This is a genomic window from Paractinoplanes aksuensis (genome assembly GCF_024137025.1).
Lineage (GTDB): Bacteria > Actinomycetota > Actinomycetes > Mycobacteriales > Micromonosporaceae > Actinoplanes > Actinoplanes aksuensis.
In genome coordinates this window covers 1-18,034 of the sequence record NZ_JAMYJR010000034.1, presented here as the reverse complement: position 1 = coordinate 18,034, position 18,034 = coordinate 1, and the positions used below count along the sequence as shown (strand labels likewise).

Genomic DNA, 18,034 nt, shown 5'->3' with positions numbered 1-18,034 from the left:
TTTCGGACGCGCGAGTAGTGGGTGGTGAGGTCATGCGGTGTGGACCTCGGCGTGGATCATGCGGATGATTTGCTGGCTCATTTGGGCGTAGTTGTGGGTGTTATCGAGTTGGCCCACCACGCGCAGGTCGCTCATCACGGCGATGCGGTCGGCCAGGACGATCGTTTCGGGGAGGTCGGAGGAGATGAGCAGCAGGGCCAGGCCGTCGGCGGCCAGGCCGGCGATGAGTTCGTGGAAGGCTGCTTTTGTGCGTACGTCGATGCCTACTGTGGGCTCGTCGACGATCAGGATGTCGCATTCAGCGGCGAGCCACTTGGCCAGACTTACTTTTTGCTGATTGCCTCCGGACAGCTGGCCTGCCAGCTGCTGGGCGGAGGAGATGCGGATGCCCAGCTTTTCGACGTACGTCGCGGCCAGGGTTCGTTCTTGGCGGTCGGGGATGAGGCCGGCCTTGGCCAAGCGGCGCCATACCGTCACGGCGATGTTGCGGGCTACCGGTTGTTCCAGGAACAGGCCCTCGTGTTTGCGGTCCTCGGTGACGTAGCCCAGGCGGTAGCGGCGCAATGCCTCGCCTACGTCTTTGATGCGGGCCGGCTTGCCGTGTACCTCGACTGTTCCGGCTGTGATGGGTTCCAAACCGAGAACGGCCTTGGCCAGTTCGCTGCGGCCGGCGCCGACCAGGCCGTACAGGCCGAGGATCTCGCCGGGGCGCACCGAGAGCGAGATGTCGCGGTGGCCCAGCGCCGTGTCCACGCTGTCCAAGCGGAGGGCCGGGGGCTTGGAGGCGTCGACCGTACGCTGGGGAAGCTCGATCGACGCGAAAGCGCGACCGACCATCAGATCTACTATCGCGCTTTGCGAGTAGCCCTCCAACGGGGCGGCTTCGGCCACGCTGCGGCCGTCGCGCAGCACGGTGACCGTGTCGGCTACGGCGAAAACCTCCTCCAGTTTGTGGCTGACCAGCACCACCGAGTGGCCGGAGTCGCGCAGCCGGCGCACCACCGTGTACAGGCGGTCGGCCTCGTCGCCCGTCAGCGAGGCTGTCGGTTCGTCGAGCAGCAGCACCTTGCTGTCCAGGCTGAGCGCCTTGGCGATCTCGACCAGCTGGCCCTGGGCCACCGAGAGGCGGGCGACGGGGGTGTCGGGGTCGAGTTCGACCTCGAGCAGGTCGAGGCAGCGGCGGGCCTCGGCGCGCATGCGCTGTTTGTCGAGCCAGCCTGCTTGGCCGGGCAGGTGGTGCAGCACGATGTTCTCGGCCACCGTGAAGGCGGGGATGAGGTTCCTTTCCTGGTGTACGACCCCGATGCCGGCCTTCTGCGCGGCGAGCGGGCCGCCGAAGTGCAGTTCCTCGCCGTCCCAGGTGATGCGGCCGCCGTCCGGGCGGTAGACGCCGGTCAGCAGCTTGACCAGGGTGCTCTTGCCGGCGCCGTTCTCGCCGAGCAGCGCGTGCACGCTGCCGGGCCTCAGGGTGAGCGTGGCGCCGTCGAGCGCACGCACCCCGGGGAACGTCTTGACCAGCTTGTCCGCGACAAACATCAGGGCGACCGCCTCTCCTCGTCCCGCGACGAACCGGGCTGCGCCGAACTGGGCTGCGCCGAGTCGGGTTGCGCTGAGCCGGGCTGCGCCGAAGCAGGTTGTGGCGAACCTGGGCGTAGGGAGAAGAGTTTTTGGCGGGCTGTGCCTAGTAGGACTGCGCCCAGCACCACGGCGCCGATGATCAGGTCTACCCAGCGGGGGTTGATGCCGAACTGGGCCTGCATGACGTCGACCAGGCGGACCAGGAAGGCGGCCAGCACTGTGCCGGTCACGCTGACCATGCCGCCGGTCAGGGCCACGCCGCCGATGATGGGGGCGGCGAAGCTGGGTAGCAGCAGGTCGTCGCCGATGGTGGCGTTGACCGAGCCTGATGCGGCCACCGTGAGCACTGCGGCTACGCCGGCCAGCAGGCCGGACAGGCCGTGGGCGATGACCAGCGAGCGGTCGTTCGAGATGCCGGAGAGCCGGGCCGCGAACGGGCTGCCGCCGCTGGCCAGCAGTTTGCGGCCGGACACCGTGCGGGCGAAGTAGAGCCCGACCAGCACGACGACCACGAGCGCGACGAGGAACACTGCCGGCAGACCCAGGATCGAGGCGCGGCCGAAGGCGCGCAGGCCCTCGGAGTAGCCCTGGTAGGTGTCGGGGCCGTTCACCCCGTACCGAAGGCCTTGAATGATCGTCATGGTGGCGAGCGTGACGATGAAGCCGTTGATCCGGGTCAGGACGACCAGCAGCCCGTTGGCCAGACCGACCGCCAGCCCCAGGGCCAGCGCGGCCAGCACGGCGATCGGGGCGGGCAGTCCGGCTTCGAGCATCAGCCACGCCGAGGCCATCGCGCAGAAGCCGGTGAGCGCGCCGACCGACAGGTTCATCTGACCGACCGCGAGCACCACCATCTGGGACAGCCCGATGACGATGGGCACGGCCAGGAAGCGGAAGAACGCCTCGAGCGTGCCTGCCGACAGCAGATTGCCGCCGGTCGCGATGGCCAGAGCCACAAAACCAGCAATAGCGAGCACGGCAAGAGTGAACTCGGGAGCCCGCCAGATGCTGTCCCGGGTCGTGAGAACACGGGATGAAGCGGTGAGCGTCATGGCGCGCCTCCACCGGTGCGGCCGGGCCGGATGCCGGCGGCGAGCTCGGCCCCGGCGATGCGACGGCCGGGCCGGGGGACGGTCGGGGTGGCGCCGGCGATGTGGTGGCCGGCCCACGGGCGACAGCTCATGGCGCAGCCCCTCTCCGCTCGGCGAGCACGTGGCGGGCCCGGTCGAGCGACAACGCCGCCAGCAGCACCAGCCCGATGTAGAGCTGCAGCTGGTCGAGCTGGAACTGCAACAGGTTGAGGCCCTTGTAGATGACCTGGGTCAGGGTCGCGCCGAGCACCGTGCCGAGCACACTGACCGCGCCGCCGACCAGCAAGGTGCCGCCGAGGACGGGGGCCAGGAACGACGGCAGCAGGAACGAATCGCCGATGCCGGCCGAGAACGCGCCGTTGTTGGCGGCCAGCAGGAACCCGGCCAGCGCCGCGATGAGACCGCTGAGCGCGTGGGCCTGCACGACCCGCGTACGGGTGGGAATGCCCGACAGTTCGGCCGCGCGCGCGTTCGAACCGGTCATGAGGATCTCGCGCCCGAGCCGGGACCAGCGGAACAACAGGCCCACCAGCAGCGCCGCGACGAGCGCGATCGGCACCACCAACGGGATGCGCGGTCCGCAGATGTCACCCAGGCAGTAGTCGGCGAACGTGTCGAAGCGCAGCGCCTCCATGCCCGCCGGCATGGTCGGGAACGCCACACCGTCGGTGGCCGACGCGTACAGGATGGTGATCAGGCCGACCAGGGCGAAGTCCATGGCCAGGGTGACCACGAACGAATTCACCCCCGTACGCGAGATGATCAGCCCGGCCAGCGCGCCGAGCAGAGCCCCGACCAGCAGACCGACAGTCAGGCTGACGATCAGCCCGGCGCCGAGTTTGTCGTGGGTCAGGCCCATCGCGAAGGCACTCGTCGCCGCCATGCGGCCCACGGCCAGGTTCATGTGGCCGAGCGACAGCACGCTGAGCTGAGCCAGACCCACGACGAGGTAGACGCTGATGTCGGACTGCAGCGGCGTCAGGGTGAGCCGGGTGTCGAGGAACGCCGGGCGCAAGATGCTGAAGAACGCCACGAGCAGCACCAGCAGCACCACGAGGCCGAGGCGGGGATTGGCCCAGAGCGGCAGGCGGCGCGGCCGGCCCGGCGGCGCCGCGGTCTTTTCCATCAGCGCGGTCAATGAGTTCTCCGGTCGTCGATCGCGTCGCGGTCCCAGTCGATGCCGAGACCGGGGGTGGACGGCGCGAGCGCGTGCCCACCGGCGAGGCCGATCTCGCCGCGGGTGATCGCGCGCAACTGCGGGATGTGTTCGAGGTAGCGGCTGTTCGGCACCGCGCAGCAGAGACTTACGTGCAGCTCCATGAGGAAGTGCGGGCAGACTGTGACGTTGGCCGCCTCGGCCAGGTGGGCCACCTTGAGCCACGGGGTGATGCCGCCGATGCGGGCCACGTCGACCTGGACGACCCCGGCCGCGCCGCGCCGCAGGTACTCGGCGAACTGGCCGGGGGCGTACATCGATTCGCCGACGGCCACCGGGATCGAGGTCGACGCGGCGACCAGTTCATGCCCGGCCACGTCCTCGGCGGGCAGCGGCTCCTCGAACCAGAACGGGTCGTAAGGCTCGAGGAGCCGGGCCCGGCGGATGGCGTCGGACGCGGTCAGCGACTGGTTGGCGTCGAGCATCACGTCGAAGTCGGGGCCGACCGCCGCCCGGACGGCCGCGAGGCGTTCCGCGTCCTGGGCGGGGGAGCGGCCCACCTTCATCTTGATACCGGGCCACCCGGCGGACTGGCTGTCCTTCGCCCCCCGTACCAAATCTTCGGTGCTCAGGTGCAGCCATCCGCCTTCGGTGTCGTACAAGGGAATGCGGTCTTTGGCCCCGCCGGCCAGCAACCAGAGTGGCTGGCCGGCGGCGCGGCACCGCAGGTCCCACAGGGCGGTGTCGACCGCGGCCAGCGCCAGCGAGGTGATGGCGCCGACCGTTGTCGCTTTCGTCGTCAGGAACAGGTCCCGCCAGATCGCCTCCACCCGCCGCGGATCCTGCCCGACGAGCCGGGCCAGCAGGTTGTCGCGCAGCAGCGCGAGCACCGCCGTGCCGCCGGTGCCGATCGTGTAGCTGTAGCCGACGCCCGCACCGCCGTCGTCGGTGCGGATCTCGACGAAGATCGTCTCTTGCTTGACGAAGGTCTGCAGGGCGTCGGTGCGGACCGTCTCGACCTCGAGGTCGATGAGGTAGGCCTCGGCCTGGGTGATGACGGCCATGGTCACTTACACGTCAGGTACTGGCCGTCGAACGCCGAGCGCAACTCGTCGGTCTTGGCCTTGCGGTCGGTCTCGTAGTTGTCCACGTTGGCCTTGGTCACGATGAACGAGCCGGAGTCGACGACCACGCCGGGCTGGGCCATCGTGCAGCCCTCGGAGAGCTTCAGCAGCGCGTACGACCCCACGAGCGCCTGCCCGGTCGGGTTCTGCAGCACGGTGCCGGAGACCGACCCGTCCTTGATGCCGTCGAGGATCGTCTTGTCGTCGTCGATGGCGATCACCTTGATCGGCAGCTTGGCCTGCTTGACGCCCTCGGCCGCCGCGACCGCCGGGTTGTAGGCGGTGGTGACGATCCCGTTGATCTGGGTGCCCTTGGCCGCGAGCAGGTCGGCCACGGCCTTCTGCGCGGTCTGCAGGTCGGTGTCGATGTCGGTCACCACCTGGATCACCTTGACCTGGCCGCCGGTCTCGCCGACCGCCTTGTCGACGCCGGCGATGCGCCGCTGGGTGTTCGAGTCGACCTTGTTGCCGGTCAGGTGGACCAGGTTTCCTTTGCCGCCGATCGCCTCGATCGCCGCCTTGGTGGCCTTGTAGGCCGCCTCCCCGGTGTCGGTGGAGAGGCAGAAGTCGGCCTTGTTGACGTCGCCGGCGGGGCACGAGGCCAGCGAGCCGACCGCGAAGCCCTGGCGCTTGAGGTCCTCGAACGTGGAGTTGATGTTCTCGGGGGCCACGCCGAAGATGCCGAACGCGTTGTAGCCCTGCGCGGCCAGAGACTTGATGACGTCGTTCTGCTTGGTCTGGTCCCAGCCCGAGGTCTCGTTGAAGGTGGCGTCGCCGAGCTTCAGTTCGCTCTTGGCCTCACCGGCGGCCGTCTTCCAGGGCTGGAAATAAGGGTGGGCACCGCCGGGGACGAGAGCGACGCGGACTTGGTCAGCCGTCTTGCCGCCAGCGGCAGCGGTGTCTTCGTTGTCGGCCTTCTTGGTGCAGCCGGCCGTGGCGAGCAGGCCCAGGGCGGCCGCGCCCAGGCCCAGGCGGAGGAACGGGGACCGCTTCATGCGGGTTCCTTTCGGCTTCGTAGATCCTATAGGATCTTTCCTGGATGTGTACTCGCTCACATCGAGGGCAGTCAAGACACGATTGCGAAATCCCTGCGAAACACCAGGATGGTGGCCATGACCAGCCCCGCGCCGCTGCCGCCGCTCAAACGCTCGACCCTCGGCGACGACGTCTACTCGTCGCTGCGGTCGGCCGTGCTCGAGCACACCCTGCCGCCCGGCGACCGGGTCAACATCGACGCGCTCGCCCGCGAACTGGACGTCTCACCGACGCCGGTGCGGGAGGCGCTGGCCCGGCTCGAGTCCGAGGGGCTCGTACGTAAACGCCCACTGGCCGGGTACACGGTGAGTCCGCTGCTCACGCGGGCCGAGTTCGCCGACATGTTCGACATGCGGTTGCTGCTGGAGTGCGCGGCGGCCCGCTGGGCGGCGTCCCGGGCGACCGAGGCCCAGCGCGCGGAGCTGGTGACCGAGTCGGCCCGCATCATCGCGCCCGGCGACGACCGGGCCTGGCACGCCGAGTTCACGGCCCTCGACGCCCACCTGCACGACCTGGTGGCGCAGGCCGCGACCAGCCCGCTGCTGCGCGACTCGATCAACCGCCTGCATGCCCACTTGCACCTGCATCGGCGCTACTTCCCGTACTCCCAGACGGCCGTCACCAACGAGGAACACCGGGCCATCGCCGCTGCCGTCCAGGCCGGCGACCCCGACACCGCCGAGTCCGCCATGCGCCTGCACCTGACCCGGGCCCGCGAACGCCACCTGGTCGCCTTCGACGAGTGATCAGGGTGACTTCGCCGGCGCTGGTAGCCGGGGCTCGTGGGTGCCTACCGTGGGCCGCATGACGAGCGATTACCCTCGTCCGCCCGGTTATCGGCGGCTGGGCGGCGGCGACTTCGTGGACCCGGTCGGTCGGCCGGTGACCGATGGCGACGTTGTCGCGCGGCTCAAGTCATTGGCGGTCCCACCTGCTTGGCGGGACGTCTGGATTGCTGTCGATCCCGAGGCCAAGGTGCAGGCGGTCGGCGTGGACAGTGCGGGCCGGACGCAGTATCGGTACGCGGCCTGGTGGACCGAGAGCCGGTCGCGGGACAAGTTCGCTCACGTGCCGGGGTTCGCGGCGTCTCTGCCGTCGCTGCGGGAGCACGTCAACGGTGGGCTGGCCAATCATCGGCGGGCGCTCGATCGCGACCACGTTTTGAGCGCGGCCGTGCGGTTGCTCGACCTCGGGTTCTTCCGGGTCGGTTCGGAGCGGTATGCCCGGGACAATCACACGTACGGGCTGACCACCCTTCAGCGGCATCATGTGCACGTGAGCGGCGAAACGGTCACGTTCGACTACTCGGCCAAGGAACATCTGCATCGGGTGGTCGAGGTGGACGATCCGGTGCTGGCACCGTGGGCCCGGCGGCTGCTGAAGCGCGGCGATGACGACCCGGCGTTCCTGGCCTGGAGCCGCGACGACGGCGGCTGGCAGCGGGTGCACAGCTCGCACGTCAATGCGTTCATCCATACGTACACGGGGATCGACGCCACGGCCCGGCGGTTCCGCACCTGGGCCGGCACTGTGCTGGCCGCGGCCGCCCTGGGTGGGGCCCGGCACGATGAGAAGGGCAAGTCGCCGCAGTTGGCCGCGGTGCGCGCGGCGAGCCGGCTGCTCGGCAACACGCCGGCCGTGGCGCGAGCCTCCTACATCCACCCGGCGGTGCTCACGTCGTTCGACAGAGGTCACACCATCGCCGCCGCTGTTCGCGATGCCGCCGGACGAGTGGGGGACGACCGCCTCGCCGTGCTCTGGCGCGACCCCGCAGTACAGGCGGCCACCCTGGCCCTGCTGCCACGCCCGGAGTAGACCGCGCCCGAGGCCGAGCCCGGCGGAAGGCCGCGCCCGGAGTGGGGCGCGCCGGGGGTCAGGTCAGGTTGTAGCGGGTGGCGCAGAAGGTGCGTAGGCGTTCGGCGATGGCTTGGATGGTGTCGGCGCCGTGGTGGTGGGGTTCCCAGGCGGCGTAGAGGCTTATCCGTACGCCTTGGATGGCCAGGGGGCGCAGGTCGAAGCGGGGGTCGTCGGAGACCACGGCCACGCCGCGGCCGGAGGCGGCTACGGCCTGGGCCACCTCGGCCGAGGCGAACTCGTGGATCGGGCCGTACGCCACCCCGGTCGCTGCCAGCGTCTGGTCCAGCGCCCGGCGTGGGTGGAAGTCGCGGGTCTGCACCAGCAGGGGCCGGGTCACCAGGTCAGCGACGCCGACGGAGTCGCGTGAGGCCCACGGGTCGTCCGGCCGCACGTACGCCCAGACCGGCAGTTCGGCCAGCGGGATGCCTACGCAGGTCGAGGGCCACAGCGTTGTGCCGATGGCCAGGTCGGCGCCGCGGCCCAGGGTCGCGTAGACCGATGCCGGCACCTCCTCCCACACCGCGGGCATCGGGTCGTCGCCGGTCAGCGTGGCCAGGAACGGCGCCACCACGTCGGTCAGGGTGGTGCCGGGGGCCGCGATGGTCAGGCGTTGCAGGCGGCCGGCGGCGATGGCGCGGGCCGTTTCCCAGGTTGCTTCGGCCTGGGCGAGCAGGCGCTGGGCCAGGGGCAGGAACTCGCTGCCGGCCGCGCTGAGCCGGAACGGGCCGCCGTCGCGGACGAACAGGTCGATGCCCAGTTGCCGTTCGAGTTGGTGCACCTGGCGGGACATCGACGGCTGGGTCAGGTGCAGGGCCGCCGCGGCGGCCGTGACCGAGCCGGCCTCGGCGATCGCCACGAAGTAGCGCAACGGTCGGAGTTCCACGCCCATGCCTCCCGAGCATCGTGCCGCGGCTTTTCAAGTATTGGACAGCATGGCACCCGGCTGCGGAGGCTGGAAGGCATGACGCACAGGGGCCTCTTCATCGGCGGCAGTTGGCGCGACTCCGGCGACGGCGCGACCGTCGACGTCGAGAACCCGGCCACCGGGCAGGTGCTGGCCTCGGTGGCCGACGCCACCCCGGCCGACGGGCTGGCCGCGCTGACCGCCGCCCACGACGCCCAGAAGCAGTGGGCGGCCACCCCGGCCCGCACCCGCGGCGAGATCCTGCGGGCCGCGTTCGAGCTGCTCACCGAGCGCCGCGAGCAGTTCGCCGAGCTGATGACGGCCGAGATGGGCAAGCCCCTCGCCGAGGCGAAGGGCGAGGTCGCGTACGGGTCCGAGTTCTTCCGGTGGTTCGCCGAGGAGAGCGTGCGGGCCGGTGGCACGTGGTCGGCCGCCCCGGACGGCGCGTCCCGGCTGCTGACCATGCGGCAGCCGGTGGGGCCGGCCCTGCTGATCACGCCGTGGAATTTTCCGCTGGCCATGGGCACCCGCAAGATCGGGGCCGCGGTGGCCGCGGGCTGCACGATGGTGGTCAAGCCGGCCACCCAGACCCCGTTGACCATGCTGGCCCTGGCCGACCTGCTGCGCGAGGCGGGTCTGCCGGCCGGCGTACTTAATGTCGTGACCACCACACGTACGGCGGAACTGGTGGAACCGCTCGTGCGGGACCCTCGCACGCGCAAGCTCAGCTTCACCGGCTCGACCCCGATCGGGCGGCTGCTGATGGAGCAGTCGGCCGAGCAGCTGCTGCGCCTCTCGCTGGAACTCGGCGGCAACGCGCCGTTCCTGGTCTTCGCGGACGCCGACCTCGACGCCGCGGTCGACGGCGCGATGGCGGCCAAGATGCGCAACATGGGCCAGGCCTGCACGGCGGCCAACCGCTTCCTGGTCCACGAGTCGGTGGCGGCCGAGTTCACCGCGCGCTTCGCCGACCGGATGGCCGCCCTGCGGGTGGGCGAGGACGTCGGCCCGCTGATCGACGCCCGGGCCCGGGCCAAGGTGGCCGAGCTGGTCGACGACGCGGTCCGGCTGGGCGCCAGGACGCTGGTCGGCGGGGCGCCGGTCGACGGGCCCGGCTACTACTACCCGCCGACCGTGCTCACCGACGTGCCGCCGGAGGCCGCGCTCAACCACGAGGAGATCTTCGGGCCGGTCGCGCCCATCGCCACCTTCACCGACGACGCCGAGGCGGTGGCGCGGGCCAACGACACCGAGTTCGGCCTGGTGGCGTACGTGTTCACCCGGGACCTGGCGCGGGCCGTCCGGGTCAGCGAGGCGCTCGAGGCGGGGATGGTCGGTGTGAACCAGGGCATCGTGTCGCACCCGGCGGCGCCGTTCGGCGGCATCAAGGCGTCCGGCTTCGGCCGCGAGGGCGGCGCCGAGGGCATCGACGAGTACCTCGAGACGAAGTATGTCGGTCTGGCGGTCTGAGCGGGGCTGAGGAATCGGCGGATCAGGCGGAAACTGGCTGGGTCCACCCGATCCGCTGAACTGAGAGGCCGTGACCCATGCTCGACGACACCCACCGGATCATCGCGGGCTCGGTCCTGCTGTCCGTCATCGGCATCGCTTATGGCGGCACCTTCCTGCTCCGCGTCGTCCGCGGGCACGCCCCGGCCAACCCGCTGCAGAAGTCGTTCTTCCGGGCCGGGCATGCGCACGCGGGCGTCCTGGTCATCCTTGGCCTGCTGGTGATGGTGCTGGTGCAGTCGAACGATGTGGCCCAGCCGTGGGCGACTCTCTCGACCGGGGTGCTGCTCGCGGCCATCTTCGTACCCGCGGGCTTCTTCCTCTCGGTCGCGAGCAAGGATCCGCAGCAGCCGAACCGGCTGGCGCCCTGATCTGGATCGGCCTCGGCGTGCTCGTGATCGGTCTGCTCGCGGCGGGCGTCGGCCTGATCGCCTCCGGCGTGAACTGACCGGCCGGCCCCGTCTTCCGCGCGTGGCGAGGTTCGGCTAAAAAGGTGCCTGTGACATCCATCGAAGCGTCCAGCGACCGCCCCGCGCCGATCGGGGCCGTTCGCGGGCTGGTCGGGCTGCAGCTGTACGTCGTGGTGGCGTACCTGGCCGGGGCCGTCCTGCCCTATCTGTGGGCGCCCCGGGCGTACCCGCCGACCGAGTTGTGGATCGTGCCCGGCTGGCTGCTGGGGGTGCCCGGCTTCTACATCGCGCTGCTGGGCCCGATCTTCGCGGCGCTCGTCGCCGGCACCGCGCTCGCCCAGCTGGCCCTGCGCCGCAGCCTGCCCCCGCGGCTGTACCGCTGGTGCATCGCCACCGCCGTGCTCACGACCGCCCTCGCTCTGTTCATGCTGACGCCGTTGGGGCAGACGATCGCCGTCTTCACCGCTGACTAGACCGGAACGGCGTCCGGATTCTCGACGCGCCGGGCCGTGGACTGGGCCCGGCGGCCCGTCGTGACCACGCCCAGGGTCAGCACGGCCAGGCCGCAGCCGACCACGATCCACCAGCCGGTGTGGCTGGCCGAGGCGAAACCGGTGGCCATCGAGCCGTCGAAGCCGGACACCACCGCGGCCCCGATCACGGCCACCCCGAGCGACCCGCCGACCTGCCGTGACGTCGACGCCACGGCCGCGGCCACCCCGGCCTGGGCCCGCGGCATGCCGGACAGGGCGGTGTTGGTGATCGGGGCGTTGACCAGCCCGAACCCGATGCCGAAGAGCAGATAGCTGCCGATCAGCACGGCGTCCGGGGTCGTGGTGGTGAGCTGGGTCAGCGGCAGGATGGCCAGTGTCATCGCGGTGCCGGCCAGGATCAGCGGGAGCCGGGCGCCCCGGGCGGCCACCAGACGGCCCGACAGCGGCGCGAACACCGCCGTCATGGCGGCCATGGGCAGCGTGTAGAGGCCCGCGTGCAGGGCCGACAGCCCGCGCGCGTCCTGCAGGTAGAGCGTGTTGAGGAACAGGAACCCGGCCAGCGCGGCGAACGCCGACACGGCGATCACCGTGGCCCCGCTGAACGGGACGCTCCGGAAGAAGCGCAGATCCAACAGTGGTTCCGTACGCCGGGGTTCGTACAGCAGCAGGCCGGCCAGCGCGGCCGCACCGAGCACGAAACAGCCGACGATCTCGGCCGAGCCCCAGCCCGTGCCGGGCCCCTCGATGATCCCGTACGTGACCGAGGCCAGCAGGATAAGCACGAGCGCCTGCCCCACCAGGTCGATCCGGCGCGGCCGCGGCGCCCGCGACTCGGGCACGAACAGCGCAGTCAGCACGATCGCCGCCACCCCGACCGGCACATTGATCCAGAAGATCGACCGCCATCCCAGCGAATCCACCAGTACGCCGCCCAGCACCGGCCCGAGGGCCATGCTCAGCCCGACCACGCCACCCCACACCCCGATCGCCCGCGCCCGTTCCTTGGGCTCGGTGAACGTGTTGGTGATGATCGACATGGCCACCGGATTGAGCATCGACCCGCCGACCGCCTGCACCATCCGGAACGCGATCAGCCATCCGAGCGAGGGCGCCACACTGCACAACAACGACCCGATCGTGAACAGCGCCAGCCCGGCCTGGAAGGTGCGCCGCCGCCCGACCCGGTCGGCCGTGCTGCCGGCCAGGATCAGCAGGCTGGCCAGCACCAACGTGTAGGCGTCGATCACCCACTGCAAACCCGACACCGACGTGTCCAGGTCGGACCGCAGAGCCGGCAACGCGATGTTGACGATGGTGTTGTCCAGCCCGACGATGAACAGGCTGAGACAACAGATGGCCAGCACCAGCGCACGCCGGCGGGGACTCAGTTCGGGCACCCACGCTTTCTACCCCCGAACGGCCCGCACAGCCCAGCGCGCCTACACCAATGTGACGACTTCGAACAGCGACGAAACCGACACGTCAGCCTGTGCGCGCAGCCGGGGGAGCGCGTCCGGGGTGGCGGCCTGTTCGGCCAGGACGACCAGGCCGAAGCCGGCGGCCCGGGCCCCTAGCAGCTCGTCGTTGCTGCCGTCGCCGACATATACGGCCGAGCCCGGCCGCACCGCGAGGCGTTCGAGCACGTACGCGTAGGCCTGGGGCTCGGGTTTGATGTGCCCGATCTCGTGCGAGAACGCGACGACGTCGACCAGCGGCGCCAACGGCGAGCGGGGCCAGGCCCGCATCTCCAGGCCGTGCGTGTTGCTCAGGACGCCCAGCTTGAGGCCGCGGTCGCGCAGCGCGACCAGGGTCGCCACCGAGCTCGGGGGCGGATTCAGCAGAGCCTCGCGGCGGGTCAGGTCCCAGTCGGCTTCGGCCCCGCTCAGATCGGTGGCCTTGGTGACGCCGCGCAACCAGGTCAGTTCGGGGTCGGGGCCGGGCGCACGGCCCGCCTCGAGCACGGGCTCGAACTCGTCCCACCGGGCTTTCAGGGACGCCCGGTCGACGCCCAGCAGTTCGGCCAGCCATCCCACCCGCCCCACGCCGCCGGGATAATCCCGAGGATGGACGAGCGTGTAGAGCAGGTCGAAGACCACGGCTTCCACCGCCCCACCATAGTCGTCGTAGGCGCGAGTCAGCGGCGACCGAAACAGTCAGGGGGCAGGGCCGTCGGAGGAGATGCCGGGACGGGCCAGAGCCCGTACGGCCGGGCCGGCGTCGGGCGGAGGACGGTCGCGACGGTCAGAGGCTCGCGCAGCCCTACGGCGCCGCCGGCCACCACTGACGCCGGAAGGTCGAAGAAGACCAGACCGGTCGCCCGGGTCCCGGCCGGGATGTCGTACCAGGTGAACTCACCCCGCCGTTCCTGGCGCGACGGTGGGAAGGTCGTGCCGTCAGCGGCGGTGAAGAGGAAGTCCCAGAGGTTGGCCGATCCGAGGCAACCCGAGCTGGTGACCTCGACCCGGGCCGCCAGCCACACGTTCCCCGGTCCGGGGCCGGTCACGCCGATCTCCTGAATCGTGTACTTGGCGCCGAAATAGACGATGGGTTCGCCCAGCGGGGCCGTGATCGGGCGGCCGGCCGGGCCGGGCGACGACACGCATCGTCCGGGCGGCTCGGCCTCGCCGACCACGAAGCTAGACACGCTCAATTCCGGCTGGGGCGCGGACGGATCGTTCATGGCGAGCCGCTGCGCGGCGTCGGGCACCTCGGGCGCCGGCCGCGGGCCGGTCGGGGGCGGCCCGACCACCGACGAGCCGCCGAGGGCGAGCGTCAGGGCGATGCAGGCGATCCGGAGCAGTCTCATGTCGGGTTGGTCCATCGGCTCGCGCCGCGCCGGCTTGAGGGTTCCGGAACGATCACGCGGCGATAGGCCCCAGGTGACATGTATCGATGCCTGTCTATTCAGGGCTACCGTGTGGCCGGGCCACCGGCCCGCAGCGATTCCCTACCGGTCAGACAGGACGATTCGCCATGCGCCTTCTCGCTCGGACCCTGCTCACCGCCGCCACCGTGCTCGCCGCGGGCCTCTTGTCGCCGGCGGGCGCCGCGATGGCCGCGCCCAGCGCCGACCCCGGCGTGGGCACCAACGTCGTCGGCGGTCAGCCCGCCACCGAGAACTACCCGTTCATGGTCTACACGTCCGGCTGCACCGGCTCGCTGATCAAGGCGAACTGGGTGGTCACGGCCAAACACTGCCCCACCCCTTCTTCCGTACGGGTGGGAAGCATCAACCGCACCAGCGGCGGCACCGTGGTCTCGGTGCGCCGCGCGGTCAGCCACCCGAGCATCGACGTGAAGCTGTTCGAACTGGCGTCCTCGGTCAGCTACGCGCCCGCACCCATTCCGACCACGTCGGGCGCGGTCGGCACGGCCACCCGCATCATCGGCTGGGGCCAGACCTGCGCCCCGCGCGGCTGCGGCTCCGCCCCGACCGTGGCCCACCAGCTCAATACCTCGATCGTGGCCGACAGCCGCTGCGCCGGCATCAACGGCCCGTACGAGATCTGCACCAACAACACCGGCGGCAACGCCGGCGCCTGCTACGGCGACTCGGGCGGCCCCCAGGTCCGCTCGGTGAGCGGCCGCTGGAACCTGATCGGCGTCACCAGCCGCGCCGGCAACAGCAGCTCCACCTGCGCCACCGCCCCCTCCATCTACGGCGACCTGCCCTCCATCCGCACCTGGGTCAACACCCAGGTCGGCGGCCTCCCGGTCTGACTTTGACGAGTTGTGGCCCGCCGCGACCGCCGTGGCGGGCCACAACTCGATTCGGCGCGGTTGCCGACTGGTTCTGGGCGCCGGCCTGTGTTGTCGTTGACTGGTGGATGCGCTTGCCGTCTTCGCCGAGGCGGCCCAGGACCTTCGGCGGCGGGTCGGTGAGCCGACGAAAGTCTGGCTGTCCAGCAGCAGTGGCATCTCGCGCCAAGCCTTGGACGACCTGCTCAACGGCTCCCGGAAACCGCGCTGGCCCACGGTGGCCAGGTATGTCGTGACGTGCAAGGCCCGTGCGGGTTCGGGCGTCGATCCGGGCTTGTTCACACTGGAGCGTTGGCGGGACCTGCATGCGGCGATCGACGCGCCGGCCGGCGGACGTGAGCTGGTGTTCGGTCATCCGCCGCCGATCGCGCGCGCGTTCCAGGAGCGGGTCATGGGTCTCGAGGCCGCGGGGTGCTACATCCTGGCCGGCACTGGCGGGACGGGGAAGACGCAAATTGCCCGTCACGTGTGGGACGACCTCGGGTCCGATGTGCGGATCTGGACTGACGGAACGTCGCGGGACGCGATCGTCGCGTCCTACGCCGCGGCGCACGCCGAGATCACCGGGGCCGCCGTGGACAGCGAGACCGAGGCGGCGAAGCAGTTCCTGGCCTGGTTGGGCCGCACCGGCCGGCGCTGGCTGGTGGTGATAGACGACCTGCACGTGCCGGGCGACCTCGACGGGCTGTCCCCACCGGTCGGCCATCCGTCGGGACACACGATCGTCACCACGCGCCGGGCCGACGACGCCCTCGACGGTCACGGACGGATCCTCGTTCCTGTCGGTGTGTTCACGCCCGCCGAGTCGCTGGCCTTCCTCCAGCAACGGCTCGGTCCCGCCGGACTCACCGATGGTGCGGCCGCGTTGGCCGCGGCGCTCGGGTATCTGCCGCTCGCGCTGGCCCAGGCGGTCACTTTCCAGATCGACCGCCGGCTCACCTGTGCCGGATATCTGGAGCGGATGGCCGGGGCACCGCTCAGCACACTCGTCCCGGAACAGGGCTCACGGCCGGACGGCCAACCAGGGTCCGTGGTGATGACATGGAGCATCTCGGTCGAACTCGCCGATTCCTTGCAGCCGGCCGGTGTCGCCCGGCCGGTCATCGAGTTGCTCAGCCTGCTGGACCCAAGTGGCATTCCCGGGGCAATGCTGAAGACCGACGCGGTGACCCGCCACCTCGGGGTGGACGCCCAAGGCGCGGAGGACGGACTGCATTGCCTGCGCCGGCTGAACCTGGTCGACTACCGCGACGAACCGTTCCGCGAGATCGGACTCCATCGCGTCGTGCATCGGGTGACCCGCGAACATCTCAGTGCGCCCGAGCTCGCCCGGATCGCCCGTGTCGCGGCCGAGGGGTTGACCGACTTGTGGCCGGACGAACGGTCGGCGCAGGTGGCCCCGCCCTACCTGCGCACCAACGCCCGCGCGGTGATCGATCACTGTGGCGGGTCGCTGGTGGCCGGCGGCGGCCATCCGCTGGTGCACCGGTTCATCATGAGTGCCGGGGAATCCGGTGACATCGAGGCCGCGATCGGGCACTGCGAGAGTCTGTACGCCCTCGCCGAGTCGCTGCTCGGTCCCGGGCACCGGACGGCCCTCGAACTGCGGCACGATCTGTTGTACTGGCTCGGCAGCAGTGGGGAGCGGGCCGCGGCCCGCTCCCGGTCGACCGATCTCATCGCCGACTGTGGCCGGCACCTCGGAGGCGGCGACGAGCTCACTCTGTCGGCCCGGATGTACCGCGCCCGCTGGGCCGGGATGGGCGGTGATGCAGCGACGGCTGTCGGCGAGCTGACCGACCTGGTCGGCGACTACCACCAGGCGGGGCTGGCCGATCACCCGACCCTTCTGACCCTGCGCGCGGACCTCGCGCACTTCATCGGCGGCGCCGGGGACCCCGGGGGCGCGGTGACCGAATTCCGGGACCTGGTGTCGATGCGGCAGCGTCAGGACGGCTCCGACCACCCGTACACCCTGCAAGCCCGCAACGGTCAGGCCTTCTGGACTTGGAAGGCGGGGGCGATCGGGGTCGCGACGGTCGAATTCGCCGCGCTGCTGGACGACTGTCTCCGGATCCTCGGCCCGTTCCACCGGTACACCCTCGGGGCCCGGGGCAACCTGGCCCAGTGCCGGGGCGACGCCGGGGACATCGCCGCGGCCGTCGCCGGCCTCGAGAGGGCGCTGCGGGACGCGACGCAGTCGCTGGGGCCGGAGCACCCGCTTGCCCGCCGGACGCGGACGTATCTCGACTCGTGGCGGGCCCGGCAGCCCGACGATGTCTGACTCTGTCTGATTCAGACGACGAAGCACCGAGCCGGGCGCACGGTGAATCCATGATGACCAAACGCCTTCGGGCCATCGCTGTCGCCACCGCCATCGCCGGTGGATCCGCCGTCGTGCTCGCTCCGGCGCCGGCTCAGGCCGCCCTGCCCAACTGCAACACCTCGACCCAGAGCGGCGGCCCGATCGGGCCGCGGTTCGCCACCTTCAGCGGCAACAAGAACTGCGTGATGGGCGTCGGCAACGCCTCGAGCGGGGTGTGGGCCCTCCAGATGAGCCTTCGCTATTGCTACGGACAGAACCTCACCGTGGACAGCGCCTTCGGTAACCAGACGCGGAACGCGTTGATCAACGTCCAGCGCACGGTGGGCACGTCCGCGGACGGGGTCTACGGGCCGGCCACCGGCGGGCGGATGGTCTGGTCGCTGGGCGGCGGCCTCCCGGGTTGCGCGCCGTGGGGCTGACGTTCACCGACCTGCGGGACGGGCTGTCGGTCGCTGCGTTCCTGATCGTCGTGCTGATCGTGGCCGCGCTGGCGGTCCGGTATGCCCGCTCGTCGGTCCGGCCGGTCCCCGTGGCGGAGCTGCTGATCGGGCTGCTCGCACTAGCGGTGATCACCGCCCTGGGGATGTACGAGAAGGTCAACAAGGATGCCGTGACCGGGATCGTCGGGACGATCGTCGGCATCGTGGCCGGGGGCGCGGTGCGACGGGGCGGATCGGGCCCGCCCGACCCGCCGGCTGACGAGAACTGAGAAGCGGGGGGGGGGGGGGGGGCGGCCGCGCGGCGGGGGGGGGGGGGGGGGGGGGGGGGGGGGGGGGGGGGGGAGAGGGGGG

At 70.8% G+C, this 18,034-nt stretch carries 19 protein-coding genes; 9 read left to right on the top strand and 10 right to left on the bottom strand.

The genetic code is table 11. The annotated features are described in order from the left end of the window. Nucleotides 1-30 precede the first annotated feature (30 nt). The 6 genes from M1L60_RS31300 to M1L60_RS31280 are packed head-to-tail and all read right to left on the bottom strand — an operon-like array spanning nucleotide 31 to nucleotide 5,944. Nucleotides 31-1,536 carry a sugar ABC transporter ATP-binding protein gene (locus tag M1L60_RS31300; protein ID WP_253241143.1) on the bottom strand — a complete coding sequence of 502 codons (1,506 nt, stop codon included), beginning with the start codon at nucleotides 1,534-1,536 and terminating at the stop codon, nucleotides 31-33. After that, entirely contained in the window at nucleotides 1,536-2,630 is a 1,095-nt protein-coding gene (locus M1L60_RS31295; protein ID WP_253241142.1) for an ABC transporter permease, read from the bottom strand. The genes M1L60_RS31300 and M1L60_RS31295 overlap by 1 nt, the downstream gene beginning before the upstream one ends. Then, the gene (locus M1L60_RS47225; protein ID WP_256517484.1) at nucleotides 2,627-2,761 is read right to left on the bottom strand and encodes a hypothetical protein; all 135 of its coding nucleotides are present in this window, start codon (nucleotides 2,759-2,761) and stop codon (nucleotides 2,627-2,629) included. Before M1L60_RS47225 ends, M1L60_RS31295 begins: the two co-directional genes overlap by 4 nt. Beyond that, nucleotides 2,758-3,795: an ABC transporter permease gene (locus M1L60_RS31290; protein ID WP_253241141.1), complete on the bottom strand. Its 1,038-nt coding sequence runs from the start codon at nucleotides 3,793-3,795 to the stop codon at nucleotides 2,758-2,760. Before M1L60_RS31290 ends, M1L60_RS47225 begins: the two co-directional genes overlap by 4 nt. Nucleotides 3,796-3,803: 8 nt before the next feature. Continuing rightward, entirely contained in the window at nucleotides 3,804-4,889 is a 1,086-nt protein-coding gene (locus M1L60_RS31285; RefSeq protein ID WP_253241140.1) for a mandelate racemase/muconate lactonizing enzyme family protein, read from the bottom strand. 2 nt (nucleotides 4,890-4,891) lie between these two features. Beyond that, nucleotides 4,892-5,944: a sugar ABC transporter substrate-binding protein gene (locus tag M1L60_RS31280; RefSeq protein WP_253241139.1), complete on the bottom strand. Its 1,053-nt coding sequence runs from the start codon at nucleotides 5,942-5,944 to the stop codon at nucleotides 4,892-4,894. A gap of 117 nt (nucleotides 5,945-6,061) precedes the next feature. On the opposite strand from M1L60_RS31280, the gene M1L60_RS31275 reads away from it, so the two are divergent. Next, nucleotides 6,062-6,730, top strand: coding sequence for a GntR family transcriptional regulator (locus tag M1L60_RS31275; RefSeq protein ID WP_253241138.1), 669 nt, complete (start codon nucleotides 6,062-6,064; stop codon nucleotides 6,728-6,730). A gap of 58 nt (nucleotides 6,731-6,788) precedes the next feature. Then, the gene (locus M1L60_RS31270; protein WP_253241137.1) at nucleotides 6,789-7,799 is read left to right on the top strand and encodes a DNA topoisomerase IB; all 1,011 of its coding nucleotides are present in this window, start codon (nucleotides 6,789-6,791) and stop codon (nucleotides 7,797-7,799) included. A gap of 58 nt (nucleotides 7,800-7,857) precedes the next feature. On the opposite strand, the gene M1L60_RS31265 is transcribed toward M1L60_RS31270, so the two are convergent. Beyond that, nucleotides 7,858-8,724, bottom strand: a complete 867-nt coding sequence (locus M1L60_RS31265) for a LysR family transcriptional regulator (RefSeq protein WP_253241136.1) — start codon at nucleotides 8,722-8,724, stop codon at nucleotides 7,858-7,860. A 78-nt stretch (nucleotides 8,725-8,802) separates the two neighbouring features. Between M1L60_RS31265 and M1L60_RS31260 the strand changes: the two genes are divergently transcribed. The 3 genes from M1L60_RS31260 to M1L60_RS31250 all read left to right on the top strand — a co-directional run bounded on the left by M1L60_RS31260 (nucleotide 8,803) and on the right by M1L60_RS31250 (nucleotide 11,137). Next, complete coding sequence (locus tag M1L60_RS31260) at nucleotides 8,803-10,215, top strand: NAD-dependent succinate-semialdehyde dehydrogenase (protein ID WP_253241135.1); 1,413 nt, start codon at nucleotides 8,803-8,805, stop codon at nucleotides 10,213-10,215. Nucleotides 10,216-10,292: 77 nt separating this feature from the next. After that, nucleotides 10,293-10,625, top strand: a complete 333-nt coding sequence (locus M1L60_RS31255) for a hypothetical protein (protein ID WP_253241134.1) — start codon at nucleotides 10,293-10,295, stop codon at nucleotides 10,623-10,625. 128 nt (nucleotides 10,626-10,753) lie between these two features. Then, nucleotides 10,754-11,137, top strand: coding sequence for a hypothetical protein (locus M1L60_RS31250; RefSeq protein ID WP_253241133.1), 384 nt, complete (start codon nucleotides 10,754-10,756; stop codon nucleotides 11,135-11,137). On the opposite strand, the gene M1L60_RS31245 is transcribed toward M1L60_RS31250, so the two are convergent. The 3 genes from M1L60_RS31245 to M1L60_RS31235 are packed head-to-tail and all read right to left on the bottom strand — an operon-like array spanning nucleotide 11,134 to nucleotide 13,964. Further along, entirely contained in the window at nucleotides 11,134-12,555 is a 1,422-nt protein-coding gene (locus M1L60_RS31245) for an MFS transporter (protein ID WP_253241132.1), read from the bottom strand. The genes M1L60_RS31250 and M1L60_RS31245 overlap by 4 nt on opposite strands. A gap of 42 nt (nucleotides 12,556-12,597) precedes the next feature. Continuing rightward, nucleotides 12,598-13,263: an HAD family hydrolase gene (locus tag M1L60_RS31240; RefSeq protein ID WP_253241131.1), complete on the bottom strand. Its 666-nt coding sequence runs from the start codon at nucleotides 13,261-13,263 to the stop codon at nucleotides 12,598-12,600. 29 nt (nucleotides 13,264-13,292) lie between these two features. After that, nucleotides 13,293-13,964, bottom strand: coding sequence for a hypothetical protein (locus M1L60_RS31235; RefSeq protein ID WP_253241130.1), 672 nt, complete (start codon nucleotides 13,962-13,964; stop codon nucleotides 13,293-13,295). Nucleotides 13,965-14,131: 167 nt separating this feature from the next. On the opposite strand from M1L60_RS31235, the gene M1L60_RS31230 reads away from it, so the two are divergent. The 4 genes from M1L60_RS31230 to M1L60_RS31215 all read left to right on the top strand — a co-directional run bounded on the left by M1L60_RS31230 (nucleotide 14,132) and on the right by M1L60_RS31215 (nucleotide 17,952). Beyond that, the gene (locus M1L60_RS31230; protein ID WP_253241129.1) at nucleotides 14,132-14,878 is read left to right on the top strand and encodes a S1 family peptidase; all 747 of its coding nucleotides are present in this window, start codon (nucleotides 14,132-14,134) and stop codon (nucleotides 14,876-14,878) included. Between the two features lie 103 nt (nucleotides 14,879-14,981). Next, nucleotides 14,982-17,201: a tetratricopeptide repeat-containing protein gene (locus M1L60_RS31225; RefSeq protein ID WP_253241128.1), complete on the top strand. Its 2,220-nt coding sequence runs from the start codon at nucleotides 14,982-14,984 to the stop codon at nucleotides 17,199-17,201. A gap of 50 nt (nucleotides 17,202-17,251) precedes the next feature. Continuing rightward, on the top strand, nucleotides 17,252-17,662 hold the full coding sequence (locus M1L60_RS31220) for a peptidoglycan-binding domain-containing protein (protein ID WP_253241127.1): 411 nt from the start codon (nucleotides 17,252-17,254) through the stop codon (nucleotides 17,660-17,662). After that, nucleotides 17,653-17,952, top strand: coding sequence for a hypothetical protein (locus tag M1L60_RS31215; protein WP_253241126.1), 300 nt, complete (start codon nucleotides 17,653-17,655; stop codon nucleotides 17,950-17,952). Before M1L60_RS31220 ends, M1L60_RS31215 begins: the two co-directional genes overlap by 10 nt. Nucleotides 17,953-18,034: the final 82 nt, after the last annotated feature.